This window comes from Haloarcula onubensis, from assembly GCF_031624605.1.
GTDB classification, from domain to species: domain Archaea; phylum Halobacteriota; class Halobacteria; order Halobacteriales; family Haloarculaceae; genus Haloarcula; species Haloarcula onubensis.
Genome location: NZ_JAMQOS010000003.1, coordinates 354,762 through 378,847, shown reverse-complemented (window position 1 = coordinate 378,847; position 24,086 = coordinate 354,762). Strand labels below are relative to the sequence as shown.

Here is a 24,086-nt window from a genome sequence, read left to right as displayed (position 1 = left end):
GAAGCACTCTCCGACACTCCGTCTGGGGCTCTGCAACCCCGTCGTCACTTGCCGTCGGCCGTCGTCCGCTCGCCGATGGTCGCGTTGACCACGGCACCGAACAAGATGACGTAACTACCGTAGTACAGCCACGTCAGGAGGACGAGGACCGACCCAACGACGCCAGCGATGTCAGGACTCGCGACGAAGCGGAGATACAGTTGAAAGGCGGCTTGCAACAGCGACCAGCCAAGGGCGGCGATGACTGCGCCGGGAACGGCATCGCGGACCCTGAGCGGGCGGTTGGGGAACAGGTAGTACATCGGCAGGAAGACGATGCCGAGGCCGACCCACACCAGCAGCGAACTGACGAGGGTAACTGCCGGCAGATACGCGAGGACTGCAGTGCTGGCGGTCCCGACTGCGAGGAGGATCGCGAGAAGGACGGCGACGAACGCCACGAGCGCGTCGGTCACTCGTGTGAGTGTCGAGGGCCGTCGCTGGGTCACGTAAATCGTGCCGAAGGCCGTCTCCAGCGTCCTGAATAGCCCGACGGCCCCCCAGAGCAGAACAGCGAGACTGATGGCCGAGACCGTGGCTGTCGACACCTGCCCCGTCAGGACCGGCCCGAGCGCCGCTTGGCCGGACCGGGGCAGAAACGACTCGGCGAGCGAAAGCGACGCTCGCGCGACCGCTTCGCCCGCAAGCACCAGCGCGAGGAGGTAGATACTCACGAGCAACGGGAGCAGCGACATGAACGCCTGGAACGCCACGCTTCCGGCCATGAATCCCAGGTTCGCTCGCCGACTCGCGCGAAAGACCCGCCGTCCCAGCGACGAGAGGCCGTGGAGTCGGGTGACGAGTACACGCCGTGCCATCTGTGCTACTCGACGCCGAACGCTGACCGGAGCCCCGACGTGACGTGGAGCGTCATTCGGTCGCTGGCCTGTCGGTCGCTCGCACCGTGAGAACGGGCACCGGTGCGGTCCGAACGACCCGCTCTGTCACACTCCCGAGCAGGTAGTGGTCGAGCCCACGCCGACCGTGCGTTCCGAGGACGACGAGGTCGATGTCGTTGTCGTCGACGTACTGCAGTATCGTCTTGTATGGACGGCCGTACCGTATCCCCGATTCGACCGGGATGTCGGCCCCCACCGCTCGCTCCCGGACCTCGGTTATCGCCCGCTCGCCGTCCGCTTCGAGCGCCCGCTCGATGAGCCAGCCGTCGCTGTCTTCGTCCGCGGCCAGGCTCCCAATGTCGACGACGTACACCGTGTGCAACCCGCTGTCGTACGTCTCGGCGATGTCCAGCGCGAGGTCGACTGCCCGACCGGCGGCTTCGCTCCCGTCCGTCGGGACCAGTATCTGCTCGAACATATCTCAGAGATGGCCGGGGCTGTCGTGTATCGGTTGTCACGGGCCACGTGCTAGGTTCGTACCGACTCTTCTCCCGGCTCCTGGGCCTGCAGTGTCGACGGACGCGGGACGGTCTGGCACCACTGTGCGTTCAGAACTGCGGTGTCACGGCGTCGGTGCCGGTCTCATTCGTCGGGAGCAGACCCGGACCGGGCGCTCACCATCGTCGCCGCGGCCCCACCGGCCAGCACCGGCAAGAGGTACGTCGCGGCCCGGTAGACGAGGACGGCGGCCGTCACGTCGGCGAGAGGGACCGGCGTCAGGGCACTCAGCAGGAAGACGTACGCCGCGTCGATACCGCCGGCACCGCCGGGCAGCGGCGTCAGACTCCCGACGAACGCGAGCGGCACCACGAACATCGCGACCTCGGCCGGGACCGCGTGTCCGACCGCGTACAGCGACAGCCAGAGGGCGGCGACGAGACAGAGCCACCCGCCCGTCGAGTAGGCAAGCGCGATACCGAGTTGTCGCGGCCGACTCGCGAGGCGTTCGACGGCCCGGACGAACCCGGTGACACGCCCTTCGAGGTCGAGCGTCCGACTCGATTCCGACCCGGTGCGGGCCAGTCGCGCCTCGGCGCGGCCGGCCAGTCCGCGAAGACTACGTTCGGCCGTCCGCCGGTGTCGCCACAGCGACAGGCCGCCGGCCGTCACGAGCGCCACCAGCGCGATAAACAGCACTGCTGCGAGTTCGAGTCGGGGGTTCAGCGTCGCCGTCACGGTCAGATACAGCAGTCCGAGCGCCGCGAGTCCCACCGAGGGAAAGACGTTCAGGGCGTCGACGCTGGCGACGGCCGAGAGGCTGACTTCGAACCGGGTGTCCGTCGCCCGCGACACTATCACCGCGGCCAGTGGTTCGGCCCCGGCCTGTGCGAACGGGGTGACGTTGTTCGCGAACACGATACCGAGGTACGCCGCGACCGTCACCGGCCGCGTGTGGGGCACGTCGAGGACGCTGAGGACGGTACCGAGGCTCACACTCCAGAGCAGGAGCCATCCGACCGACGCCGCCACGACGAGCGGTAGCACCCAGCCTCGCGCCGCTCGGAGTGCCGCGACGACGTCGTTGAGACCGACGACCAGGACGAACAGACTCAGCACGATTGCGCCGGCTATGAGTCCGAGGCCGACGAGTCGCCAGTCGGGTACGGCCGTGACACGGGCCATCACGCCCACAGAGGTACCCGAGCGGTATGGCCGTTCTTCCCAGCAGTTGACCAACCGGCTGTCACGGCGCGGTCGCGGTGCTACGCGCTCGGCAGCCCTGTGATATCAGCGAGCTACCTTTTGTCTGTGGGCTGAGAGAACGGTTGTATGGGCACAGAGACCAGTGGAGACGTCCAGGCGGACGGCGACCGCTGCTCGCTCGATTACGCGGCCACCGTGCTGGCTGCGCTGTCCGGCGTGAGACATCTATACGGGGGGAAAGACGTGAACGAGGGCGTCATCGCCGTTCTGCTCGTCCTTGCTAGCCCGGGATTTTTCGCGTGGATTGCGTCGCTGGTCCTCGGTGTCGACCGGCGACTGCTCTACCTCGGCAGCGTGGGCTTCACACCGAGTCAGGTGACTCGAGCCACTGTCTTCGTGACGAGGAGTGTCTGAGAGTCTCCGCCGTATGACGGCCTCACAGGCTCTGTCCGCTCCGGGGATGCAACATGCGGTACTCCGGTTTATCACTACGTACGGGTTACTCGCCGTCTTCTGCTACATGGTTCTGGAGACCTCGCTGTTGCTCCACTTCGTCCCCAGTGAAGTCGTCCTGCCGGTGGCAGCCGCCCTCCTCGTCGTCGGCCCGCTCTCCTTCGCGGCGTTCGTCCTCGTCGCGACGGCAGGGGCGACCGTCGGCAGCCTCGTCGCCTACGTCCTGTTCGGCCGGAACGGCGCGCGAGTCCTCGACCGGTACGGGCGGTACGTCCACGTCTCGCAGGCGGACCTCGACCGGTGGCAAGGCTGGTATCGCCGCTGGGGCGAATCCTCGGTCTTCTGGGGCCGTCTGCTTCCGTTCGTCCGAGCCCTGGTGTCCGTGCCCGCCGGGGCAGCCGCGATGCCACCCCGGACCTTCGTCGTCTATTCTGCTGCGGGGTCGCTCCTGTTCAATGCCTCGCTGACGTATCTGGTCTACGCCGGACCACGTTCCGGGGAACCCGTCCGTGTCGCCCTCGCGACGGTGACGAACGTCCTGCTCCTGAATCTGGCGTACATCCGGACACATCCAAGCGTTGTTCTGGTGGAGGTGGCCGTGGCCCTCAGCGTCGCTCTGTTGTTGTGGCACCGACGGGCTTGGATACGGGCCCATCCGGGTGCTGCGAAGCGACTGTCGCTCGCGGCCCTTCGCCTCTGTGGCGGTATCGCTGGCCTGTTACTGATCAGTGCCGCGCTCAGTGTCCCGGCACAGGCGTTCGCCTCGCTGACGTGGGTGTGGAACAACCCACGGTATCTCCTCGCCTACGGCCTCTCCCAAGCGGACATACTCTTGCTACTGGGAGTGCTCACGCTGCTGGCGACGGGGGTACTCGCCGAAATCTGGGCGCGCGTCTCGCTGCTCGAACAGTACCGACGGCTCCGAGGCAGTCGCCTGTTCCGTGGGTAATCCGTCGGCCAGAACTCCCGTCCAGCACGACGCTACCGGCGCCGCGCTCACTCACCCACGCCATCTCCAGGCAACGGTTTGATCAGCACCACGACCTCGCCACTGACGACCGCCTCGTCGGTCTCGTCGAACACCTGTGCGTTGAGGCGATAGTGGTCGTGGCCGAGGTCGCCGATGACCTCACAGCGGGCGGTGATTCGCTCGCCGCTCTCGACCGGCGCGGCAAAGCTCGTGGTCCGGCTGAGATAGATGACCAGTCCGGCTAATCCCCGCACTCAGAATCAGCATCGCGAGGACGGTGATGGTCGCCTCGTTCGCGAACCCGGAGATGGCTTCCTCGGGTGAGATAGTCGTCCACGGCTCCAGCAGCGTCAAGACGAGCAGGACGACGATGGCCGTCACGTCGACGGGCAACGCTCCGGTGACGAACAACACGAGGGCCAGTAACACTACCCCGAGCACTACCAGGATGGCCGGTGACATACCGACCCGAAGGACCTGTCCCTGGACCCAGCCCATCGATGCCGGCTTCTGCCGCTCGGGACAAAGTTACGATTCAACTATCCGTCCGTCGGTTCACGTTACTCCGACGAACTCGAAACTCGCCGCTCACCGAGCCACCGGCGGAGCCATGCGCGGACGAGCGACCGCGTGGGCCGATACTGTTTCACTAACAGCACCTCGCCGTCGAATCGTTCCCCGACTGTCTCAGGAACGTCCCCGAAGAGTGCGCGACCCAACAGCCCCTGACGGGTCGCGCCCATCACTATCGTATCGGCCTCGTGCTCGCCGGCGTAGCGCAAGATTGCGTCGACGATGTCGGCATCGTCTAGCAGTTCGGTGGCCACCGTCATCCCTCGCCGTTCGAGCATCGACTGGCGCGAGTCGAGATACGGTTGACCGATGGGGCCATCGAGGCCGACGGTGAGGAGCGTGAGCTCGCCGTCGACGGCGCCGACGAACGTCCCTGCGATGTCCTCGGCTCGCTCGCTGTGGGGGCCACCGTCGGTCGGCACCAGTACCCGCCGGGGATGTTCAGTACCGCTCGATTTCGCGACGACGACGTCACAGGGGGCCTCGTCGACGACGTAGTCGATGGTCGACCCGAGGACGTACTCACGCCGCCGGCGTTGCCCCCGCCAGCCCAGTACCACCTGGTCGCTGTCGTACTGCTGAGCGAGACTCACGATGCTCCGGCCGGCCGTTCGGCCGATGGTGACAGTTCGGTGGGCCGGTACGTCCGCCGGCACGGTCGCCAGCGCCTCGTCGAGCCAGTCTCGTTCGTCCCTGACGTAGGATTCACCCTCCTCGAGCGGTGTCTGTACGGGAATAGTCACGACCGTCGTGACGAGCAGTTCGCTGTCGGTCTGGCGGGCCAGCGTGGACGCGAGTTCGAGGAGGCGGTGTGCGGTCTCGGGGTTCGCTATCGGGACGAGAATCTGGTTCGGCCGGCCGGCAGCACTCCGTTCTTCGGAGAGGACGCGTACCTCGGCGGCGAGTTCCGTCCGCCGAATCCGACCCTGTGAGTAGACGAGAAACACCACGAGGCCAGCCAGAATCCAGCCGACCGCGAGCAGCCACGCCAGCGGGCTGTAGTTGAAGAAGTAGACTGCCAGAAAGAGCTTCGTCAGGATACCGACGATGGGGACGTACGGGAAGTACGGTGCGATGTAGCCGTAGTCGAGGTCCTCCCCGTGTTCACGCCGGATACGAATCATCGAGTAGTTCACCTGCAAGAAGAGGAGGAGAAACATCAGGTCGGTCGCCGCCGCGACCTGCGCCAGCGGAAGCGAGACGGCCATCACGGCGATGAGCGCGCCGCTGAGGACGATGGAGACGTGTGGCGTCTGGTGGTCCGGGTGAATCCGCTCGAAGGCGTCCGGAAAGACGCTGTCTCTCCCCATCGCGTAGCCGACGCGGGAACTGGAGAAGGTCGTCGCGTTGAGCGCGGCCAGCGACGAGAGGATGCCAGTCACCAGGATGACGAGCGTGCCAAAGGGGAGAAACTGCCCGGCCGCCTGTGCGAGGCCGAACTCGCCGAGGTGGCCCAGCACCTCCCACACCGTCGGGGCGGGCGGCAACGCCTCGACAGTGCTCCCGCCGATGCTGTCGGTCGTCCGGGCCGTCTCCAGCAGGTCGGGTGTCAGTTCCACGCCGCCGATGAGGACCGCACCCACCAGCACGTAGATGGTGACGACGACGAACATCGAGTAAAACACCGCCTTCGGGATGTTCTCGCGTGGGTTCACCACCTCACGGCCCGACTGGACGATTATCTCGTAGCCCTCGAACGCGATGAACGTCAGTCCCATCGCCAGAAAGACCCCGCCGGCCCCGTTGGGAAAGAACGGTTCGAAGTTCGCGGCCGTGACCTGGGGCTGATGGACCATCGCCGCCACGCCAGCGACGACGAAGGCGGCGATGATGAGCAGTTGTAAGGCGGTGACGAGATTTTCCGCCCGGCTGGTCTCCTTCGCGCCGCGGTAGTTGATGTAGGTAAAGAGGGCCACCGCGAGGAGCGCGAACCCCTGCTGGAGCTGTGTATCACTGAGCCCGAGGGTCAGCCCGAAGTACTCGGTTAGAATGAGCGTGACGAACGACCCGAAGCTGAGGATGTACAGCGAGCCGGCGACGGCGTGAGCGAACCAGCTCATCCATCCGGAGAGAAAGGCCTGCGAGCGACCCAGTGCCGTGCGGACCCAGAGATATCCCCCGCCGGGCTCGGGGATGGCGCTGCCGAGTTCGGCGTACACCATTCCGGTGAAGATAGTGATGAAACCGTTGAGCGCGAACGCGAGGACGAGCGCCGGTCCCGACTCGCCGGCCGCGAGCCCGCTCAACACGAAGATGCTCCCGCCTATCATCGCCCCGATGCCGATGAACGTCACGTCCAGTAGCGTCAGTTCGCGCGCGAAGTCCGCGCCCGTCTCGGCGTCGCTAGCCATCGACGGCGTCCCCCCGGCGCGAAGTTCGCGCCCGGGCGAGGCGATTCACCGTGCGACGGCCACGGATGACCGTGTAGGTCAGCGCCGCCCACGAAAGCACCGTCAGCCCGACGCCGATGAGTACGTCCGTCCCAGGCATTGTGGCTTACGCCCGTGGTTCGAGACGAAACGACATATGTAGTACCTACGTACCGACAGTTCTGTCGTGCTACGCGCGTGATTGCCGACCTTACCGGCCCCGTCCGGCCAGCGCGTTGTAGAGCCAGGCGAACGCGACGCCGCCGCCGCAGCCGTCGAGGAAGGCCCAGCCCGCGCCGACGACAAGTCCGGACGCAGTCTCGTCGTACCCCCGGTAGACGTCGGCGAGTAGCCGCTCCCACCGCCGGCCCCAGCCGATTCGGGCGGTGAGGCCCAGGACCACGACCGCACCGGCCCAGAGGACGCCACAGGCGAGTCCGAACGCCCGAACGTCGAGGGGCGCTGTCTCGGTGTCCATACGTCGAGTTCAGTAGATTCGCCTATAGTTCTTCAGCGGATATCGGCGTGTGTCGGGTAACTCCGGTGTGCTTTCTCGCGGAATACATTTATCAGCAGGCTGAGAAGAGTCCGACATGAGCGACAGAATCGGACTCGGCGAATCGGTAGCGATGGCCGTCGGCGGGATGGTCGGTGGCGGTATCTTCGCCGTGCTCGGCGTCGTCGCCGCACAGGCCGGCACGGCGGCCTGGCTCGCCTTCCTCGTCTCGGGGGTGGTCGCGCTCGCCGCGGGCTACTCGTTCGTCCGCCTGAACGGCGTGGTGGACGAGCCGACCGGTCCGGTCGCACTCGTCGAGACCGTCACCGGGAACACGACGCTCGCCGGGATGATAGGCTGGACGTTCGTCATCGGCTACGTCGGAACGATGGGCCTCTACGCCTACGCGTTCGGCAGTTACTTCGTCGGCCTCGTCGGCGTCGACACGGTCGGCCCGGTCCCGCTCCGGCCGCTCGTCTCGGCCGGCGTGGTCGTGGTCTTCATCGGTATCAACGTGCTCGGCGCACACGCCTCGGGCCGCACCGAGGACACGCTGGTCGGGCTCAAGGTCCTGATACTGCTTGCCTTCTGTGGCGGTGGGCTCTACTACGGTGCCACGCGCGGGCAGTTGACCCTCGGTATCGACCAGTTCGGTGTCGGGCCGGCCGTCGCCGGCGCGATAGCCTTCGTCGCCTTCGAGGGGTGGGAGCTGTTGCTGTTCGACCAGGAGAGCATCCGGAACCCGCGAGAGACGGTCAAGACCGCGATTTTCGTCTCCATCCCGTTCGTAACCGCCCTCTACGTGCTGGTGGCGCTCGTCACGACGAGCTTACTCCCGGCGGCGCGTATCCAGGCCGACGCCGAGACGGCGCTGGCGGTCGCGGCAGAGCCCGTGTTCGGTACGGTCGGCTTTCTCCTGATAGGCGTGGCCGCGCTGTTCTCGACGGCGAGTGCCCTCAACGCCACGCTGTTCAGCACCGCACGGCTGGTCCGGCAGTTGGCCACCGAGGACATGCTCCCGAGTCGCCTGACGACGGCGGACGGCGAACCGGTCCGGTCACTGGCCCTGCTCGGTGCGCTCACGATGCTGCTCTCGGCGTTCGGGAGCCTCGACGCCATCAGTTCGTTCGCGTCGCTCGCGTTCGTCACGATATTCGGCCTGATTAGCTACCTCGCCTTCCGGTATCGCTCTGCCTCCCGCTGGTCGTCGGCCGGGCCGGTCCTCGGCGTGCTCGGTGCGGTCTCGACGGTCGTGGCCCTCTGCTGGTATCTCGCGACACAGGAGTTCGGAACCTTCCTGGTCGTGCTGACGCTCTCGACGCTGGTGATGCTGCTCGAACTGCTGTACTTCGAGCGCAAACCCGTCGAGCGAACGCTTCTGGAGTGAGCGCTCGACGAAGTTCAATCAAAATTTTGTCTTGTTAACATCTGCGAGATTTTAAATATAATGCCCGCGAACAGTTCGAACGGAGACGTATGTACGAGAGCATCCTCTTCCCGACCGACGGGAGCGACGGTGCAGCGGCGGCGCTCGAACACGCGGTCGACCACGCCAGACAGTACGGGGCGACGCTACACGTGCTGTTCGTGGCGGACACAGAGGCCGTCCACACCGGTATGGTCGGTGAGGAACACGACGAGGTACCCCGCTCCGAGATGGTCGGCGAGGAACACCGGCAGGAACAGCCGTCCGGACTCGTCAACGAGGGCCACGAGGGCGCCGGAGCGGCCGTCGAACATGGCGAAGAGGTGGTCGGCGAGGCCACCGACGCCATCGGCGACGACGTGGCCGTCGAGACCGCGGTCGTGACCGGCACGCCGTACGAGCGTATCCTCGACTACGCGGACGAACACGGCGTGGATCTCGTCGTGATGGGGACCCACGGCCGCACCGGCCTCGACCGCTACCTCCTCGGCAGCGTGACCGAGAAGGTGGTCCGGACGGCGGACGTGCCCGTCCTCACGGTTCGGATGACCGAGTAGTCCCCCGGTCGCGAGCGTCCACGCGAGCCCCGTACGCAGCAGTACACACGCTTAATAGTCGTGACCCCGTTCGCACTGGTAGAAACGATATGGGATGCAAGGTCGAGACGCTCACCGACCGCTACGACCTCACGGTTCCCGGCTCCGGCGACCAGTCGCTCGACGAGTACCTCGTGACCCGCTGGACCGGGCGTGACGGTCGGTCGGCGGACGGGTACAAGTCACTGACGGAGTGGTTCAACAAACGGCTGCTCAAGGCGCTGTACGCCGACGCGGACCGGGAGACGCTGGGCGTCCATCTGGACCGGGAGTACGAACTCGTCACCGGCGAGGACGACGTCGAGCGCGACGAACTGGCGGCCGCACTGGCCGCCGACGGACTCGACATCGAGCGCATCGAGCGGGAACTGATATCCTGGAGCACGATGCGCCATCACCTCAAGGGGTGTCTCGACGCCGAGAAAGACACGGGCGAGGCGGCGACCGACTGGGAGTCAAACACCGTCGAGGTCGCCAGACAGCGGACCGAGGAGAAGGCCCAGTCGGTCCTCTCCTCGCTCGCGTCGAAGGCGCGACTCGCCGACGCGGAGTCGGCCGAAGTGGACGTCCAGGTGAAACTGGGCTGTCCGGACTGTTCGGTCCGGGTGCCGTTCGACGAGGCGGTCGACCGCGGCTACGTCTGTGAACAGCACGTCTCCGCGGAGGGCGAAGAGAAAACCGTCGAAAGCTGGAAGAACACGCTCCTGGCGGTCGTCACGCCGTACGGCGTCGCCGAGGCGGTGCAGGGGCTGTTGCTCGAAGAGCCGTTCCTCGTCGAGGCGCTGGTGCTCCCGGCCCTATGACCTGGGAACTCACCGTCGAGAACGTCGCCGGCATCCGCGCCGCGGAGGAGTCGATAGAACCCGGCGTCAACGCCGTTCGGGCGAGCAACTGGCAGGGGAAGTCGAGTTTTCTCCAGGGTATCGAGACGGCGCTCGGGACCGAGACGCCACTGACCGAGGGCCGCGCCGACGGCCGGGTCGAACTGGTGACCGACGAGGGGACGTTCGAGGTCAGACTCGAACGGGAGGACGGGGGGGTCAGCCAGCGCGGGACGCCGTTCCTGGCCTCGGCGTACGACCGCCTCTGTGCCGACCTCTTTGCGTGTCTCGACGAGACCAACGACGTCCGGAAGGCGGTCCGCGACGGGGAGCCACTGGAGCCGTTGCTCACGAAGCCGCTGGACTTCGAGGATATCGACAGCCAGATAGCCGACCTGCAGTCAGAACGCGACCGGGTCGAGCGGGAACTGGAACGGGCCGACGACGCCGCCGAACGCCGCCCGAAACTGCAGGCGCGGGTGACCGAACTCGAAGACGAACTGGCGAAACTGCGGGCCGACCGGGACGCGCTGGACGCCACGTCGGACGACGCCGAGACGCGCGACCGCCTCAGCGACCTTCGCGCCGAACGCGAGCGCGTACAGCGGCGCGTCGACCGCCTCGACGAGACCGTCGACCGAATCGAGGACCGCCTCGCGGAGACCCGGTCGGAACTCGCCGACCTCTCCGTCCCGGACGACGAGGACATCGAGGCGGAGATAGCGCAGGTCCGCGAGCGACTCCAGTCGCTCGAACGGGACCGGGAACTGCTACAGGGCGTCTTCGAAGCCAACAGCCGGGTCCTCGAATCGGACCGGACCGAGTTACTGACCGAGGTGTCCCGGGACATGCTCGGGGACACCGTCGACTGCTGGCTCTGTGGCGCGGAGACGACGCCCGAGGAGATGGCCGACAGGCTCGACGCGCTCGACGGGCGAATCACCGAGTTGCGCGAGGAGGAATCGGCGTACCGAACGCGGGTCGAAGAGCTCGAAGAGCGCCGCGAGGCGGTCCGAACCGCCCGCCGCCGGGAGCGGGACCTGACCGACCGCATCGGCGAACTGGAGGCGTCGCTGTCCGAGAAGACTGACGACCGCTCGGCGGCCCGAGAGCGGCTGGAGGAACTGGCGCAACGCATCGACGAAGTCGAAGCGAGCGTCGAGACGACACAGGACCGGGTCACGGACATCGAGAGCGACATCAAGTACACCGAGGCCGAACTCGAAGACGCGCGCGACGAGCTTTCGACCGCCGAGTCCCGGGCCACACAGCGGGAGACGCTCGCCGCGGACTACGACGACCTCACCGAGGAAATCACCGCGCTTCGCAACCGCAAGGACGAGGTCAAGCGGGCGCTTCGGGAGGCGTTTTCGACGGCGCTGTCGGAGCTGTTCGAGCGGTTCGACACGGGCTTCGAGATGGCCCGGCTCACGAGCACGTTCGAACTCGTCGTCGCGCGTGACGGCCGCGAGACGACGCTCGACGCCCTCAGCGAAGGCGAACGGGAACTGCTCGGGTTCGTCGTCGCGCTCGCCGGCCACGAGGCCTACGACGTCGACGAGCGCGTCCCGGTGTTGCTACTGGACGGACTGGGCGGGCTGGCGAGTGACAACATCGCGCGCTTCGTCGAGTACACCGCCGACAGGGTCGAGTATCTCGTCCTGACCGCGTATCCCGAACACGACGGCTTCGACGCGAACGAACTGTCGCCCGCTGAGTGGGACGTGGTCTCTCACCGGGCCGAAACCGGGGCCTGACTCCCCGGCCCGCTGTGTGATACGATACCTGGTCACACGTTCTCGCCAGATTTATACTGTCAGTCGCTGTACCGAGTACTTGCGATGAGTAAGTTCACCGAGGCCCACCAGCGGGGCGTCGACGCGTTCACGGAGAGTCTCCTCCACAGAGAGGAGACGTGCGAGAACTGCGGCTTCCACGATACGGTCCTGCACAGCGACTGGCGGACCCACGTCGAGACCGAGCCCCGCTCGGGTCACATCCAGTATCGCCTCACCTGTCCCGACTGTCACGCCGAGGAAGTGCTCGACATCGATATCTGAGTGTTCGGCCGCTGCGACGGCGTCGTGACGACGGCACAGGGGTCGGTAGTGAGCCGTGTGTCGCCCGTGGAGACAGCAGCGAACGGAAGCGTTGATAGTCGCTGACCCAGTACGTGGACCCATCAGTATGCCAGCCGAAGAGCTAGCCGCGGTGCTGGATAGCCCGGCGGTCCGCGAAGCAGTGACCGTCGTGCTCGAACGGAGCGACGGCGGCGAGCGGGAACTCCAGTGGGGCGACGTGAGCGACGCCCTCTCGCGCGAACAGTGGGGCCGACTGGTCGCCTCGGGCGTCGTGGTCGGCGGACCGAGCGGGTTTCGGTTGCAAGAGCCGGACCGGGTTACGCGGTATCTGTCGGCCGGCGAGAGCGAGACGGCCGACGACTCGGCGCCGGAACTCGCGTCGTGGACGCGGTACGACAAACTGGCCGGGCTGGTCGCCCTGGTCCTCGTCACGGGGTACTGGGACACCGGCGTCCGAAACGGTATCGCGTCACTGGACGACGTCGTCCTCGGACCGGTGACGACGGCTCTCCCGTTCTATCTGGTTATCCTACTGCTCGCGGCGGCGACCGGCGTCTACTCGACGGCCCTCCAGGCGCGACTCCGCGACACCGAGACCGTCGAGCGGTACCAGGAGCGCATGGAGCGTCTCGGCGAGCGGAGAGACGCGGCCGAGGAACGCGGCGACGAGGACGCGCTCGAACGGATTCGGGACGAACAGCGGGACGCGGCGAGCGACCAGATAGCCGTGCTGAAAGCGCAGTTCCGCCCGATGGTCTGGGTCATGCTGCTGACGGTGCCGGTGTTCCTCTGGCTCCGGTGGGAGGTCCGTGGCGGCCACCTCGGCGCGAGTCGGGGGCTCGTCGTCCCGCTCGCCGGGGCGGTGTCGTGGCAGGCGCCGCTGCTGGGCCCGATGCCCGCCTGGATAGTCTGGTACTTCGTCTGTTCGTTCGTCTCGCGACAGTTCGTCCGGAAGGGGCTCGGGGACAGACTCGCCGGCTCGTAACAACGACTTAGTGGTTGTCACAGCGTGTCGCCGCCGACCGCTCGAAGCCGAAACTGATTAGCGGTACCGTGACCCCGTCCCGGGTGATGACGCTGCTACGCTCGCGTCTCCAGTCGCCGCTCTCGCTCGTGGTCTTCAGTGTCGGTGCCGGCTTGCTCGTGTTGGGGGCCGTCGGCGCGCTGGCCGACACGCACCCCGCGTTCGGCGTGCCCGGGCCGGGGCTGTACGTCGATACGAACCTGGAGGTCATCGGCGCGCTCACGGGTGGCGTCGCACTCCTCGGCGAGACGGTGCTCGCGCCGACGAGACGCGAGACCCGTCCCGCCACGGAATCGCGGACCGTCTACATCACCGAACCGCTGCGCGAGACGCTCCTGTCGTTCGCGGCGGAGGCGGAACCCGACCCCGTCTCGTTCGGACTCGCGGTGACACCGGCCGGCGAACTCGACCGCTGCGACCAGTTGCCCGCGCGGACGCCGGTGTTTACCGACCTCTATCTGCCCGAGAGACCGAACTCGGTCAGTGCGGTGTTCGGGATGGACCTGGAGACGCCGCCGAGGCGCACACAGGGCCGGTTCGTCTCGCATCCCCGCTCCGCGCTGGAGGTGACGAAGCGCGACGACCTGCAGGAGGTGGTCTTCGTGGCGGTCCCGCCCTGGGACGACGACGCCGTCGCGGCGTTCGACCGGGCCGGCCGCCGTCGCCCACTCGGCACGGTCGACGCCGCGGCCGTCGCCGAGGTTCCCGAACCAGTAGACATTTGAGACCGCACGTCGGAGTTGCCCACAGTCACCGTGTCAGCCGCGGTCACCGGCAGCGCCCGCCCGGAGAGCCGTGGGAGCGGCCAGTGACCGGTCGCTGACGCGGCGGGACCCACAAGTATGACGCACACGATTCGCCGTCGGCGTAGCTGTCAGTATCGTCCGGTCGCCCACCAGCGGTACGGAGGGGTGCGATGACCTGGAAAGACGTCGCGGAGCCGCTGCTGGTGCGGATGCCGGCCGTCCGCAAGCCCGAGCGACACATCCCGTTCAAGCGAAAGGTCGCGTGGACGGGGGGCGTGCTCGTCCTCTATTTCTTCCTGACGAACGTGTCGCTGTTCGGGCTCGACGTCGCCCGCGACCAGGCCGTCTTCGGCCGGTTCAGCTCCATCCTCGCCTCGGGACAGGGGTCGGTCCTCCAGCTCGGTATCGGGCCTATCGTCACCGCGAGCATCGTCCTGCAGCTACTGGGCGGGGCCAACCTGCTCGGCCTCGACACCCAGAACGACCCGCGAGACCAGATACTGTATCAGGGACTCCAGAAGCTGCTGGTGCTGGTGATGATATGTCTCACCGGCCTGCCGATGGTGTTCGCGGGGAACTTCCTGCCCGTCGACACGCAGGTGGCCCAGTCGCTGGGCCTCGGGACCGTCGCCGTCCAGTGGCTCATCTTCGCGCAGATGGTCGCGGGCGGCGTCCTCATCCTCTTCATGGACGAGGTCATCTCGAAGTGGGGCGTCGGCTCCGGTATCGGCCTCTTTATCGTCGCCGGCGTCAGCCAGCGGCTCATCGGCGGGTTGCTCACCCACCCGGCGCTGGGCGGACAGCGCTTTGGCATCCTGCCGAACTGGGCCAGGATGGCCACGGGCGCCGTGCCCGTCGGCTCCGTCTTCAGCGCCGACGGCCTCCAGACGGTGCTTTTCACCCAGGGCCACCTGCTGCAACTGGTCACGACCCTGCTCATCTTCGGCGTGGTCGTCTACGCCGAGTCGGTGCGCGTCGAGATTCCGCTCTCGAACGCCCGGGTCAAGGGCGCGCGTGGCCGCTTCCCCGTGAAGCTCATCTACGCCAGCGTCCTGCCCATGATATTCGTCCGCGCCATCCAGGCCAACATCCAGTTCGTCGGCCGCATCCTGCGGGCGCAACTGGGGACCATGCCGGCGTGGCTCGGCGTCTACAGCAACGCCGGTCAGCCCGTCGGCGGCCTGTTCTACTACCTCGCGCCCATCCAGTCCCCGCGTGACTGGATGTGGTTCCTCGGCGGCGTCACGCAACCGGTCTGGAAGGTGTTGCTGCGGATGGGCATCGACCTCACGTTCATGATCGTCGGCGGGGCCGTCTTCGCCGTCTTCTGGGTCGAGACGGCCGACATGGGGCCCGAATCGACGGCCCAGCAGATACACAACTCGGGGATGCAGATTCCCGGCTTCCGCCAGAACGTCGGCGTCATCGAGAAGGTGCTCGAACGGTACATCCCACAGGTCACGGTGCTTGGCGGCGCGCTCGTCGGCGTGCTGGCCGTCCTGGCGAACATGCTCGGGACCATCGGCGGCGTCGGCGGGACGAGCCTCCTGCTTACCGTCTCTATCACGTACAAGCTCTACGAGGAGATAGCCGAGGAGCAACTCATGGAGATGCATCCGATGATGCGCCAGCTGTTTGGCTGACGGCGTTCTAACAAGCACTCAGTCGTTGTTATCCTATAGACCCACCGTCAGTTATACGTCCGTCCGCCGGATAGGAGTTCGTATGGAGGAGTCGCCCGACCCGCCGACACCGCCGGTGGACTTACCCGACGAGATAGTCAGCGTCCTGCAGGACGCGTCCGTCCACGACCTGCGCGAGACCGTGCTGTACGCACAGGAGTTACTCCGACACCAGCACGTGCCGCCCCAGGAGATAGAGCCGCTTCCGGGCGAGGAAATCGTCGAGGTCACCGAGCACGACGACCACCTGACGGTCGTGAAACGACAGCCCTGCTCGGAGGGGTGTGCGGACTGTCCCCACGGCCCCTACGTCTACGAGGTGACGCGGGAGCACCGACCGAGCGGCGAGACGCACCTCCACTGGGCGTTCATCGGTCGCAAAATCGGCGACGAGTGAGCTGAGTCGGTCGTCGGACGGACCGCGACACGGCCGATAGTTCCCGGTCACGGTGGCCCGCCGCCGGGAACTATCGCCCGGTTCGGCGTAGGCGGCGGCAAACGGCGCGACGAAGCCGTCGCGCGGGAAGGCGAAACACATACCCCCGAGACCGGCGAACGCCTAGACGAGTGATGTTCGAGTCGCTGCGGGACAGGGTGGGGTATCTACAGCGCCAGTTGCGGCGGCAAAAACGGCGGCGCGTCCGCGCGCTCAGGCGCTGGCTCGAAGACACCCAGAACCTGCTTCACCTCTCGGTACTGGTCATCGTTCCGCTGCTCATCGGAGCGGTGACGTGGCTCGCCAACACGTCACCGGTCGTCTCGTTTCTGGTCTACCCGCCGCTTGCGTCGGGCACGTACACGCTGTTTGCCGACCCGGGGAGCCGGTACGCGAAGCCGCGGCGGTTCGTCGGCGGGATGACCGCGGGCGCGCTCAGTGGCTGGGTCGCGCTGGAGCTGACGGCGCAGTTCTGGTACGCCGTCCCGCCGACGCAGTTCCAGGTCCACGCCGGGGCGGCGGCGCTCGGTATCTTCCTCACGGGCGCCCTGACCTGGCTGTTCGAGGTAGAGGTCCCCACGGCCTACTCCTCCGCGCTGCTCGTGCTCGTCACCGGGTCGGAACAGCTGCTCTACGTCGCGGGTATCACCGTCGCGAGCGTCGTCGTTGCCGGGGCCTTCCTCCTCTGGCGTCGCCACTTCTACCGCGAGCGGGCACGGTACCTGTACCAGTCGACGGGCGGCGACGACCAGATTCTGGTCCCGGTACGGGACGAGATGCCGACCTCACTCGCCTGCTTCGCCGGCCGCATCGCCGCAGCCCACGACGCCGGGAAAGTCGTACTCATGGACACCGTCGACCCGGAGACCATCGACGAAGTCGAGGCGCGGCTCTCGGCCGACGGCCGGGGGGCCGAAGCCGTCTCACGCCTGGACGCCGCGGAGGACCGTATCACGGAGCGGTCACTGGCGCGACTGGAACAGCTGCAGGCGGACATCCAGTCCGTGGTCGACGTGCCCTGTGAGTTCGTCGTCGCCGTCGAGTCCGACTCGACCGGCCAGACCGTCCTCCAGACCGCCGACGCCGAGAACTGCGACCTCGTCGTGGCGCCCTACGAGACCCGTGACGGCGAGGCCACGCCGTTCGTCAGTGACCTCCTTACCGGCGCCGTCGACGTCGTCGCGTTCCGCTCGACGAACGGCTGTACCGACTGGCGGGAGATACTTGTCATGGTCAGGTCGGCCGGGCCGATAGCGAACGCGATGCTCGACTTCGCCCAGCGGCTCTCCCCCGGTGGCGGCGCCATCAGCCTCTGTACCTGTATCGCCGGGCGACCCGGTCGCCGGCGGGCAGAAATCATGCTCGAAACGCTCGCGGAACCTTTCGGTGGGTCCGTCGAGACCCGCGTGACACACGAGTCCGTCGGCGGGTTTTTGGACCGAAACGCCGCCAACTACGACCTCGCAGTCGTCGGGGCCAGCAGTGACCGTCACGCAGCCTCCCGGGTGCTCTCGCCGCCGACCCACGAGTGCGTCCGCGATATCGACTGTGACCTCGCTATCGTCCACCGACCGTGAACGCCGGGACGGCGTGTGCAGGCGCTGTCGCGTCGAAAAAGAGTGGAAGATGGCTGAGAGACGGGAGTCACATGCGCCAGTGGACACGAGCACGTTCGGATGCCGTCTCTCAGAACCGCTCTCGCGGTCACGGGCAACTACCGAGCGTTCGATTATATGCTTTTTGCTGACAACCACTTAGTCGTTGTTACACTGTGGTCGGCGAGTGCCCCAGTCACGCGATACCGTCGTCGGTGTCCGAGGGTGCGTGCCGGATTGCCGCCGACCCCGCGCCGCCGTCAGAAATCGGGTGCATCCGTGGCGACGCTGCGAACCGAAAGAGATAGGCTCGTCATCCGCCTGAGAACAACCACGTATGTCCGCATCAGAATCGGTCGTCGTCGTGCCGGACCTGCTGGTCTCGCTGGTGTTCGCCCCGCTGTTGACGGTGGTCGGAGGGGTCACCGAGCAGGCGGCGCTGGCAACGCTCTCGGGCGGAGTCTCGACGTTCGGCCTGTGGGAACTGTACATGGGCCTGCTACTGCTCTATGCCGGCGTCTACATGATCGGGTTCGGAAAACTGCTCCCCGCCCTCGGCTCCCGGATTGGGACCGGTCCATCCTGATTCCGTCGTCGAGCGGTCCCTCCGGCCGGCGGGCCGTCGGCCCGGATAGCTCGTGGCACCAGCGGCGTCTCACCCGCTCGCGACACGCCTCGCAACGCTCGAAGTGTCGTCGGGTCCGGGTCGCCACCGCGGCGTTCCCTACCGGCGGCGAGCGGGCGTAGGCCACGGCCCGACGAGCACGGACAGGCCGGTCGCCGGGCGGGAGCTGAGACGATGTGTCGACCGGAACTGTCAATCTTGTATAGTAGTATAGATATTGGGGTATCTGGGTCGCTCTCGAACTCCTGATACGCCCGGAGGGCTGCTCTCGCGAGGCGACGGACTCGCAGACGGACGAGGCTCGGTATCCAGCGCCGGTTTCGGTCTCGACACCGCTTCTCGAAGCGCTCCGTCGAGGGCACGACGCCGTGACTGCCTCCTATCCCGTCGAAGACCGGCTATCTCCCGGTCCGAACGGCGACGATTCCGGCCCCGATTTCGGGCGACCCCACGTGGGAACGCACACATAATATATCAGACACTACGTTAGACGTGTCTGTTTCAGAACTATTCCTGACACCCCGGTCCTGTGGCGGCAGGGGTCTGGTACTAGGGCGTCGGTCGCTGGCGCGACGGAGCGAGCCACGACCGGCGCTCACTGGACATGGGCGAACGCGGAGGGGGAACTGCCCGCTCGCCCGGCCGCTTCGCCGTCCTCTCCTGTCGGGAGAACGCGCAGTTGCACCTGCAAGTAGGCGGGTTATGCGAGTAGGACGCCACCACTTACGCATGCCCTCACAACTGACCGTGAAGACGGTCGAACAGCGCGGGGACCACTACGACGTGTCGTTTCGCGACGCCGACGAGTTCGACGGCCTCGAGACACCCGACTGGGCGACCGACCTCGCCGAGTCGAAAGTGTCGGGAAGCGAGGTCCGGATGGGACGGGACGGCACGGACGACTGGTTCATCCAGAGCGTCCGCGTGCCCGCCGACCACGTCGACAGCGAGGGCGACGCCTCTCGAAAGGCCCTCGAAGTCGCCACCGTCATCAGCGAACACGAGCTGTACGATTCGCAGTGACGCCGTCTCCACCTGCACTGGCCCCGCGCTGACCCCGCTCGACCAGTAGGACTCTTGCACCCGGCGAACGTAGGGCCCGTATGCCAGCAGACGGCGCCGACGCGCCGCCGGGAGGCGCGGCAGCGTGACGGACCAGAAGGGAGGACTGCGACACCGACTCCGGCGTGCCGGCAAAGCGGTGGTCGCGTCGCTCGTCTCCGACGGCCCGGCCTTTCCGGAACGAGTCCAGCACCACCTGGTCGCCTTCGAAATCGACGAGGGCGACGCCATCGAGGAGGTCGTCGCGATACGGAGCCACGGCTCTATCTACAACTTCAGCAACTACGTCACACAGGACAAGCGGACCGTCTCGCTCCCCACCGAGCGGGGCGAGCGAGTCATCAAATCGACCCGGATAGTCGGGGTGACGGTACTGGACTCGTGGACCGGGACACCCCCGGCGGGGACCTTCGACACCTACGTCGACGTCTTCGAGCGTCACGGCTGGACCGAACGGACCGCCTATCCGGGCGCAAACAGCGAGTGAGCGAGCGGCCCGGCCAGCGGCCGGGAATCTACTGTCCGCTCTTTGTCGTCCGGCATCGCGAGACGACGGTCGGACCAGTTCGGAACCCCGTCGTTCGCCGACAGCCACTCAGTGAGACGAGTGGTCTTCGAACAGACCGGGCACGACCAGTGCGACGGGGAGGATACAGACGGCGATAGCGACCACCGCTATCGGCCCTAACCGAGGCGCTATGCCGATGAAGTCGGCGAGACTGGCAGCGATAGGGTAGGTCTGACTCTCGATACCCTCACCGGCGACACCTGTCGCACCGATACCGATACCAGCAGTGATGAGCGCCGGTGGCCCACCCGCTTTGAGTGCTCGAATCGGCCGACTTCGGTCGGGCATGTGACAGATAGTTTCGCCGCAGCCGTATGTAATTTGCCCACACGGCCCCGGGAGAGCGGAGCGCCGAGGCGGCGCCAGGGCGCGGTCGTCGCGACGGGGTGTACCCGTGGTCCAGTCCGTAGCGACACGTCCGCTGCACAGACTGGCCAGTACCAAACTACGATAGAAGATGCGCGCAGTAGCTCCGGTGGGACGTGATTGCACATACGTCGACAATGCGCTCGTCGGCAGGTGACGTGTATGTGCCCTGATGGAGCAGTTCTGCAGAGAGGTCAGTCCAACTTCGACCCCGTGACCACGTAGACCGTCCCACCGTGAAACGTCTCGCTGGAGACCGCGGCAAACGTCTCGTCGACTGTCTGCATGATGGGGGCGTCGGGATACCAGTTGGTAACGGCGGCGGAGACGCCTTCGATGAGCGGGTTAAGCCAGCGAAGCGGTGCCGTCTGGAACGACCGCACGTCGAGAACCGCGATGCGTCCGCCGGGACGCGAAACGTCGGATAGTCCCGCTACGACTGTCTCGGTGTCACCCATCGCGCTCAAGGAGAGTGTCGCACACACCCCATCGACGCGCTCGTTCGCCACTGGCAGCCGCTCGGTGTCGGCTCGAACGACGTCGATGTTACAGTCGAACTGCTCGCCGCGCGCTCTCGCTCGCTCGACCATGCCGGGGCTCGCGTCCACGCCGACGACGGTGCCGGTCGGGCCGACGGCGTCGGCGAGACGCTCGAAGTTGGAGCCGGGTCCACAACCGACGTCGAGGACGGTATCACCGGGGGCCAGCGAGAGAGCGGCAATCGTCCGGTCCCGGAGTTCTCCTGTCCGACCCAATAGAAAGGCTGTGACGAAGGCGGCGTACACACGGTCGTGTCGGCTCCACCAGTCGTAGACGCGCTGGCTGTGCGTGGGGTCGCGACGGTCGAAGGCCCACTGGCGAAACGCGTCCATCACGAGAGGTCGACCCCACGGAGTCTGCGGGCGTTGATGGCGACGATGACCGTCGATAGCGACATGAACACCGCGCCGATGGCCGGCGACAGGATGATTCCAATCGGGGCGAGGACACCGGCCGCCAGGGGAAGCGCGAACACGTTGTACCCGGTCGCCCAGACGAGGTTCTCCTGCATCTTCCGGTAGCTCGCCTTCGAGAGTTTGACGAGTCGAACCACGTCGTGGGGGTTGTTCTCGACGAGGATGATGTCGCCCGACTCGATTGCCACGTCGGTGCCCGAGCCGATGGCGATCCCGACGTCCGCTCTGGTCAGCGCCGGCGCGTCGTTGACGCCGTCGCCGACCATCGCGACCAGTTTCCCCTCGGACTGGAGCTGTTCGACTTTCGTGTCTTTCTCCTCGGGAAGGACTTCGGCGAAGTACTGGTCGATACCGAGTTCCGCGGAGACGGCCTTCGCGACGTCTTCTGAGTCACCGGTCAACATCGCCACTTCGATGTCCATCGCGTGGAGCGCGTCGACAGCCTGCCGACTTTCCTCGCGGATGACGTCTGCCAGCGCGAACGCCGCGACGACCTCGGACTCGTCGTGGACGAGATAGATGACCGTCTGGGCGTTCGAGCCGGCTTCCTCGGCGAACGACGTAATCCCGGCCGGGCGTTCGATGCCGAGTTTTTCCAGGAGATTCGGCCCGCCGAGGTGGACCGTCTCACCGTCTCGCGGGCCGCTTTGCTCCCCGCTTACCTGTTTGGCGCCGCGACGCGGCTCCGAGCCTACTGTCGCTTTGACCCCGAGCCCACGGAGGTTCTCGAAGTTCGAGACGCTCGCCCGCTGGAGGCCGCGTTCCTCGGCGGCAGTCCGAATCGCACGGGCAATCATGTGCTCCGAGTCGCCTTCCACGCCAGCGGCCAACTCGAACACGTCCGCTTCGCTCCAGCCGGCCGCCGTCTCGACGCCGACGACGCCCTGTTCGCCCTTGGTGAGCGTCCCGGTCTTGTCGAACATCACCGTATCCAGGTTCCGGGCCTCCTCCATGGCGATGCGGTCGCGGATGAGCATCCCGTTCCGGGCGGCCGTCGACGTGTTGATGGCGACGACGAGCGGGACCGCGAGGCCGAGCGCGTGGGGACACGCGATGACGAGCACCGTGACGACGCGTTCGAGGACAGCGATGTTCAGCCCCACCGCGAGGACCCACGCCACGGCCGTGATAGCCGCCACACCCAGCGCGGCGTAGAACAGCCAGCCCGACGCCCGGTCGGCGAGCAGTTGCGTCTTGGACTTCGACTGCTGGGCGTCCTCGACGAGCCGCATGATTCCGGCGAGTGCCGTCTCGTCGCCGGTCTTCGTCACGCGGACCCGGAGACTCCCGTCCTGGTTGACCGTCCCGGCGACGACCGCTGCCCCCGGCTCTTTGTCCACAGGGAGCGACTCGCCCGTAATCATCGACTCGTCGACGGACGAGTTCCCCTCGACGACTTCGCCGTCCGCGGGCACGCTCGCGCCGGGCCGAACGAGCAGGACATCCCCCGCTTCGAGGTCCGAGACGGGCACCTCCTCGGTGTCGCCGCTCCCGGTGACTCGCTCGGCCGTGTCGGGCATGAGCCTGGCGAGTTCGTCCAGTGCACCGGAGGCCGCCCGGACCGAGCGCATCTCTATCCAGTGGCCCAGTAGCATGATGTCGATTAGCGTGACGAGTTCCCAGAAAAAGGGCGTCGTGCCCGGCAGGAACAGGCTCGCGACGGAGTAGACGAACGCCACGGTAATCGCCATCGAGATGAGCGTCATCATCCCCGGCGACCGGTCTCTCAGTTCGGGACCGGCCATCCGGAGGAACGGAATGCCACCGTAGGCGAAGACGATAACCGCGAAGACGGGGGTTATCCAGGAACTCCCCGGGAACGCCGGCGCGGAGAATCCGAGTGCCCCCTGGATAAACGGGCTGTACAGGAGTACCGGTATCGACAGCGCCGTCGAGACGAAGAACCGCCTGCGGAACAGTTGCTCGTGGCCGGCGTGCATCCCGCCGTGGCCGTCGTGACCCGCGTGGTCGCCGCCTTCGTCGTGGCTATCGTGTGTATGCTCGCCGCGTTCTACTCGTTCGTGTATCTCCCGTTCGGCTTCGTCGGCGCGCTCGGCCTCGTCTTCGAGCAGTTCCTGTTCGACGCCGGAATCGGCACGGGTCCGGGGAGCGTCTCGCTGTGGACGGGCGTGCTGGTGCTCGCCGCCTGGGGTAACGGCTCCATCGCCGGCAGATTCGAGCTGACAGATGCGACAACAGGAAACAGAGTCGTCCGACTGCGGAGCAGCAGAGTGGCCCGGTGGCTGTTCGTCCGGCGGGTCGTGGTCTGGGTGGTTGTTCATAGCTGGAGTTCGGTACGGGCACCCGTTGCGCTTCACACCCCGACACTCACGGGGCCAGTGGGCGACACAGACCCGACGAGAACGACGGGAGCAGGCGTCGGTATGCCGTGAGTTCAAGCGTGCGCAGCGTATCCCGCGTCTTCGACAGCCTGCACGAGGGTCGGTACATCTGTGTCGCCCTCGACGGTGATGGTGGCCGACATACGCAACCGACTACGTCCCGCTCTCTTATTCGGATTGTCCTTTTTTACCGAAGGTGGTTCGGACAAGCGGCTTTGGAACCGAAGGTGAGGGTGCCGAGGTGGCTCGGTACCACAGCGTGCGGTGGCGAGCGGCGGCCCCGGCGGCCGCCCCAGACGACGCGGTAGGGGGTCGTT

Annotated in this window: 25 protein-coding genes and 1 pseudogene; 15 read left to right on the top strand and 11 right to left on the bottom strand. The window is 66.6% G+C overall.

What is annotated here, in order from left to right; all coding sequences use genetic code 11:
• Positions 1–44: 44 nt before the first annotated feature.
• The 3 genes from NDI86_RS11355 to NDI86_RS11345 all read right to left on the bottom strand — a co-directional run bounded on the left by NDI86_RS11355 (position 45) and on the right by NDI86_RS11345 (position 2,561).
• The gene (locus NDI86_RS11355) at positions 45–857 is read right to left on the bottom strand and encodes a YihY/virulence factor BrkB family protein (protein ID WP_310900538.1); all 813 of its coding nucleotides are present in this window, start codon (positions 855–857) and stop codon (positions 45–47) included.
• Positions 858–909: 52 nt separating this feature from the next.
• Positions 910–1,356 carry a universal stress protein gene (locus NDI86_RS11350; protein ID WP_310900537.1) on the bottom strand — a complete coding sequence of 149 codons (447 nt, stop codon included), beginning with the start codon at positions 1,354–1,356 and terminating at the stop codon, positions 910–912.
• 164 nt (positions 1,357–1,520) lie between these two features.
• Positions 1,521–2,561: a lysylphosphatidylglycerol synthase transmembrane domain-containing protein gene (locus tag NDI86_RS11345; RefSeq protein WP_310900536.1), complete on the bottom strand. Its 1,041-nt coding sequence runs from the start codon at positions 2,559–2,561 to the stop codon at positions 1,521–1,523.
• 147 nt (positions 2,562–2,708) lie between these two features.
• Here NDI86_RS11345 and NDI86_RS11340 point away from each other — a divergent pair, with 147 nt between their 5' ends.
• Positions 2,709–2,996 carry a hypothetical protein gene (locus NDI86_RS11340; protein ID WP_310900535.1) on the top strand — a complete coding sequence of 96 codons (288 nt, stop codon included), beginning with the start codon at positions 2,709–2,711 and terminating at the stop codon, positions 2,994–2,996.
• 106 nt (positions 2,997–3,102) lie between these two features.
• Complete coding sequence (locus tag NDI86_RS11335) at positions 3,103–3,984, top strand: DedA family protein (protein WP_310900534.1); 882 nt, start codon at positions 3,103–3,105, stop codon at positions 3,982–3,984.
• Between the two features lie 47 nt (positions 3,985–4,031).
• Here the strand turns inward: NDI86_RS11335 and NDI86_RS11330 are convergent, their stop codons facing one another.
• The 5 genes and pseudogenes from NDI86_RS11330 to NDI86_RS11310 all read right to left on the bottom strand — a co-directional run bounded on the left by NDI86_RS11330 (position 4,032) and on the right by NDI86_RS11310 (position 7,425).
• Positions 4,032–4,259 carry a hotdog family protein gene (locus tag NDI86_RS11330; RefSeq protein ID WP_310900676.1) on the bottom strand — a complete coding sequence of 76 codons (228 nt, stop codon included), beginning with the start codon at positions 4,257–4,259 and terminating at the stop codon, positions 4,032–4,034.
• Positions 4,237–4,503 (bottom strand): annotated as a pseudogene (locus NDI86_RS11325) (SLC13 family permease); the annotation flags it as partial. The pseudogene NDI86_RS11325 and the gene NDI86_RS11330, both read right to left, overlap by 23 nt.
• Before the next feature lie 62 nt (positions 4,504–4,565).
• Positions 4,566–6,929: an amino acid permease gene (locus tag NDI86_RS11320; RefSeq protein WP_310900533.1), complete on the bottom strand. Its 2,364-nt coding sequence runs from the start codon at positions 6,927–6,929 to the stop codon at positions 4,566–4,568.
• Positions 6,922–7,068 (bottom strand): hypothetical protein, encoded by a 147-nt coding sequence (locus NDI86_RS11315; RefSeq protein ID WP_310900532.1) that lies wholly within the window; start codon positions 7,066–7,068, stop codon positions 6,922–6,924. Before NDI86_RS11315 ends, NDI86_RS11320 begins: the two co-directional genes overlap by 8 nt.
• A gap of 90 nt (positions 7,069–7,158) precedes the next feature.
• The gene (locus tag NDI86_RS11310; protein WP_310900531.1) at positions 7,159–7,425 is read right to left on the bottom strand and encodes a bacteriophage holin; all 267 of its coding nucleotides are present in this window, start codon (positions 7,423–7,425) and stop codon (positions 7,159–7,161) included.
• Positions 7,426–7,540: 115 nt separating this feature from the next.
• On the opposite strand from NDI86_RS11310, the gene NDI86_RS11305 reads away from it, so the two are divergent.
• The 13 genes from NDI86_RS11305 to NDI86_RS11245 all read left to right on the top strand — a co-directional run bounded on the left by NDI86_RS11305 (position 7,541) and on the right by NDI86_RS11245 (position 20,024).
• Positions 7,541–8,830, top strand: coding sequence for an APC family permease (locus tag NDI86_RS11305; RefSeq protein ID WP_310900530.1), 1,290 nt, complete (start codon positions 7,541–7,543; stop codon positions 8,828–8,830).
• Positions 8,831–8,919: 89 nt separating this feature from the next.
• Positions 8,920–9,426, top strand: a complete 507-nt coding sequence (locus NDI86_RS11300; protein ID WP_310900529.1) for a universal stress protein — start codon at positions 8,920–8,922, stop codon at positions 9,424–9,426.
• An 89-nt stretch (positions 9,427–9,515) separates the two neighbouring features.
• Complete coding sequence (rdfA, locus tag NDI86_RS11295; RefSeq protein ID WP_310900528.1) at positions 9,516–10,268, top strand: rod-determining factor RdfA; 753 nt, start codon at positions 9,516–9,518, stop codon at positions 10,266–10,268.
• Complete coding sequence (locus NDI86_RS11290; protein WP_310900527.1) at positions 10,265–12,043, top strand: archaea-specific SMC-related protein; 1,779 nt, start codon at positions 10,265–10,267, stop codon at positions 12,041–12,043. Before rdfA ends, NDI86_RS11290 begins: the two co-directional genes overlap by 4 nt.
• An 84-nt stretch (positions 12,044–12,127) precedes the next feature.
• Entirely contained in the window at positions 12,128–12,346 is a 219-nt protein-coding gene (locus tag NDI86_RS11285) for a hypothetical protein (RefSeq protein ID WP_310900526.1), read from the top strand.
• 127 nt (positions 12,347–12,473) lie between these two features.
• Positions 12,474–13,352, top strand: a complete 879-nt coding sequence (locus NDI86_RS11280) for a DUF106 domain-containing protein (RefSeq protein WP_310900525.1) — start codon at positions 12,474–12,476, stop codon at positions 13,350–13,352.
• A gap of 86 nt (positions 13,353–13,438) precedes the next feature.
• The gene (locus tag NDI86_RS22100) at positions 13,439–14,116 is read left to right on the top strand and encodes a JAB/MPN domain protein-containing protein (protein ID WP_417936265.1); all 678 of its coding nucleotides are present in this window, start codon (positions 13,439–13,441) and stop codon (positions 14,114–14,116) included.
• 191 nt (positions 14,117–14,307) lie between these two features.
• Positions 14,308–15,780, top strand: a complete 1,473-nt coding sequence (secY, locus tag NDI86_RS11270; protein WP_310900524.1) for a preprotein translocase subunit SecY — start codon at positions 14,308–14,310, stop codon at positions 15,778–15,780.
• A gap of 82 nt (positions 15,781–15,862) precedes the next feature.
• The gene (locus NDI86_RS11265; protein ID WP_310900523.1) at positions 15,863–16,216 is read left to right on the top strand and encodes a hypothetical protein; all 354 of its coding nucleotides are present in this window, start codon (positions 15,863–15,865) and stop codon (positions 16,214–16,216) included.
• A gap of 173 nt (positions 16,217–16,389) precedes the next feature.
• Positions 16,390–17,832 (top strand): HPP family protein, encoded by a 1,443-nt coding sequence (locus NDI86_RS11260; RefSeq protein WP_310900522.1) that lies wholly within the window; start codon positions 16,390–16,392, stop codon positions 17,830–17,832.
• A gap of 355 nt (positions 17,833–18,187) precedes the next feature.
• Entirely contained in the window at positions 18,188–18,436 is a 249-nt protein-coding gene (locus NDI86_RS11255; RefSeq protein WP_310900521.1) for a DUF8151 family protein, read from the top strand.
• Positions 18,437–19,204: 768 nt separating this feature from the next.
• Positions 19,205–19,498, top strand: a complete 294-nt coding sequence (locus NDI86_RS11250) for a hypothetical protein (protein WP_310900520.1) — start codon at positions 19,205–19,207, stop codon at positions 19,496–19,498.
• Positions 19,499–19,622: 124 nt separating this feature from the next.
• On the top strand, positions 19,623–20,024 hold the full coding sequence (locus tag NDI86_RS11245; protein WP_310900519.1) for a hypothetical protein: 402 nt from the start codon (positions 19,623–19,625) through the stop codon (positions 20,022–20,024).
• Between the two features lie 108 nt (positions 20,025–20,132).
• Here NDI86_RS11245 and NDI86_RS11240 read toward each other — a convergent pair whose 3' ends face one another.
• The 3 genes from NDI86_RS11240 to NDI86_RS11230 form a co-directional block, all read right to left on the bottom strand.
• Positions 20,133–20,393 carry a hypothetical protein gene (locus NDI86_RS11240; protein WP_310900518.1) on the bottom strand — a complete coding sequence of 87 codons (261 nt, stop codon included), beginning with the start codon at positions 20,391–20,393 and terminating at the stop codon, positions 20,133–20,135.
• A 272-nt stretch (positions 20,394–20,665) separates the two neighbouring features.
• Complete coding sequence (locus NDI86_RS11235; RefSeq protein WP_310900517.1) at positions 20,666–21,343, bottom strand: class I SAM-dependent methyltransferase; 678 nt, start codon at positions 21,341–21,343, stop codon at positions 20,666–20,668.
• Positions 21,343–23,709, bottom strand: coding sequence for a heavy metal translocating P-type ATPase (locus NDI86_RS11230; RefSeq protein WP_417936264.1), 2,367 nt, complete (start codon positions 23,707–23,709; stop codon positions 21,343–21,345). The genes NDI86_RS11235 and NDI86_RS11230 overlap by 1 nt, the downstream gene beginning before the upstream one ends.
• Between the last annotated feature and the right edge of the window lie 377 nt (positions 23,710–24,086).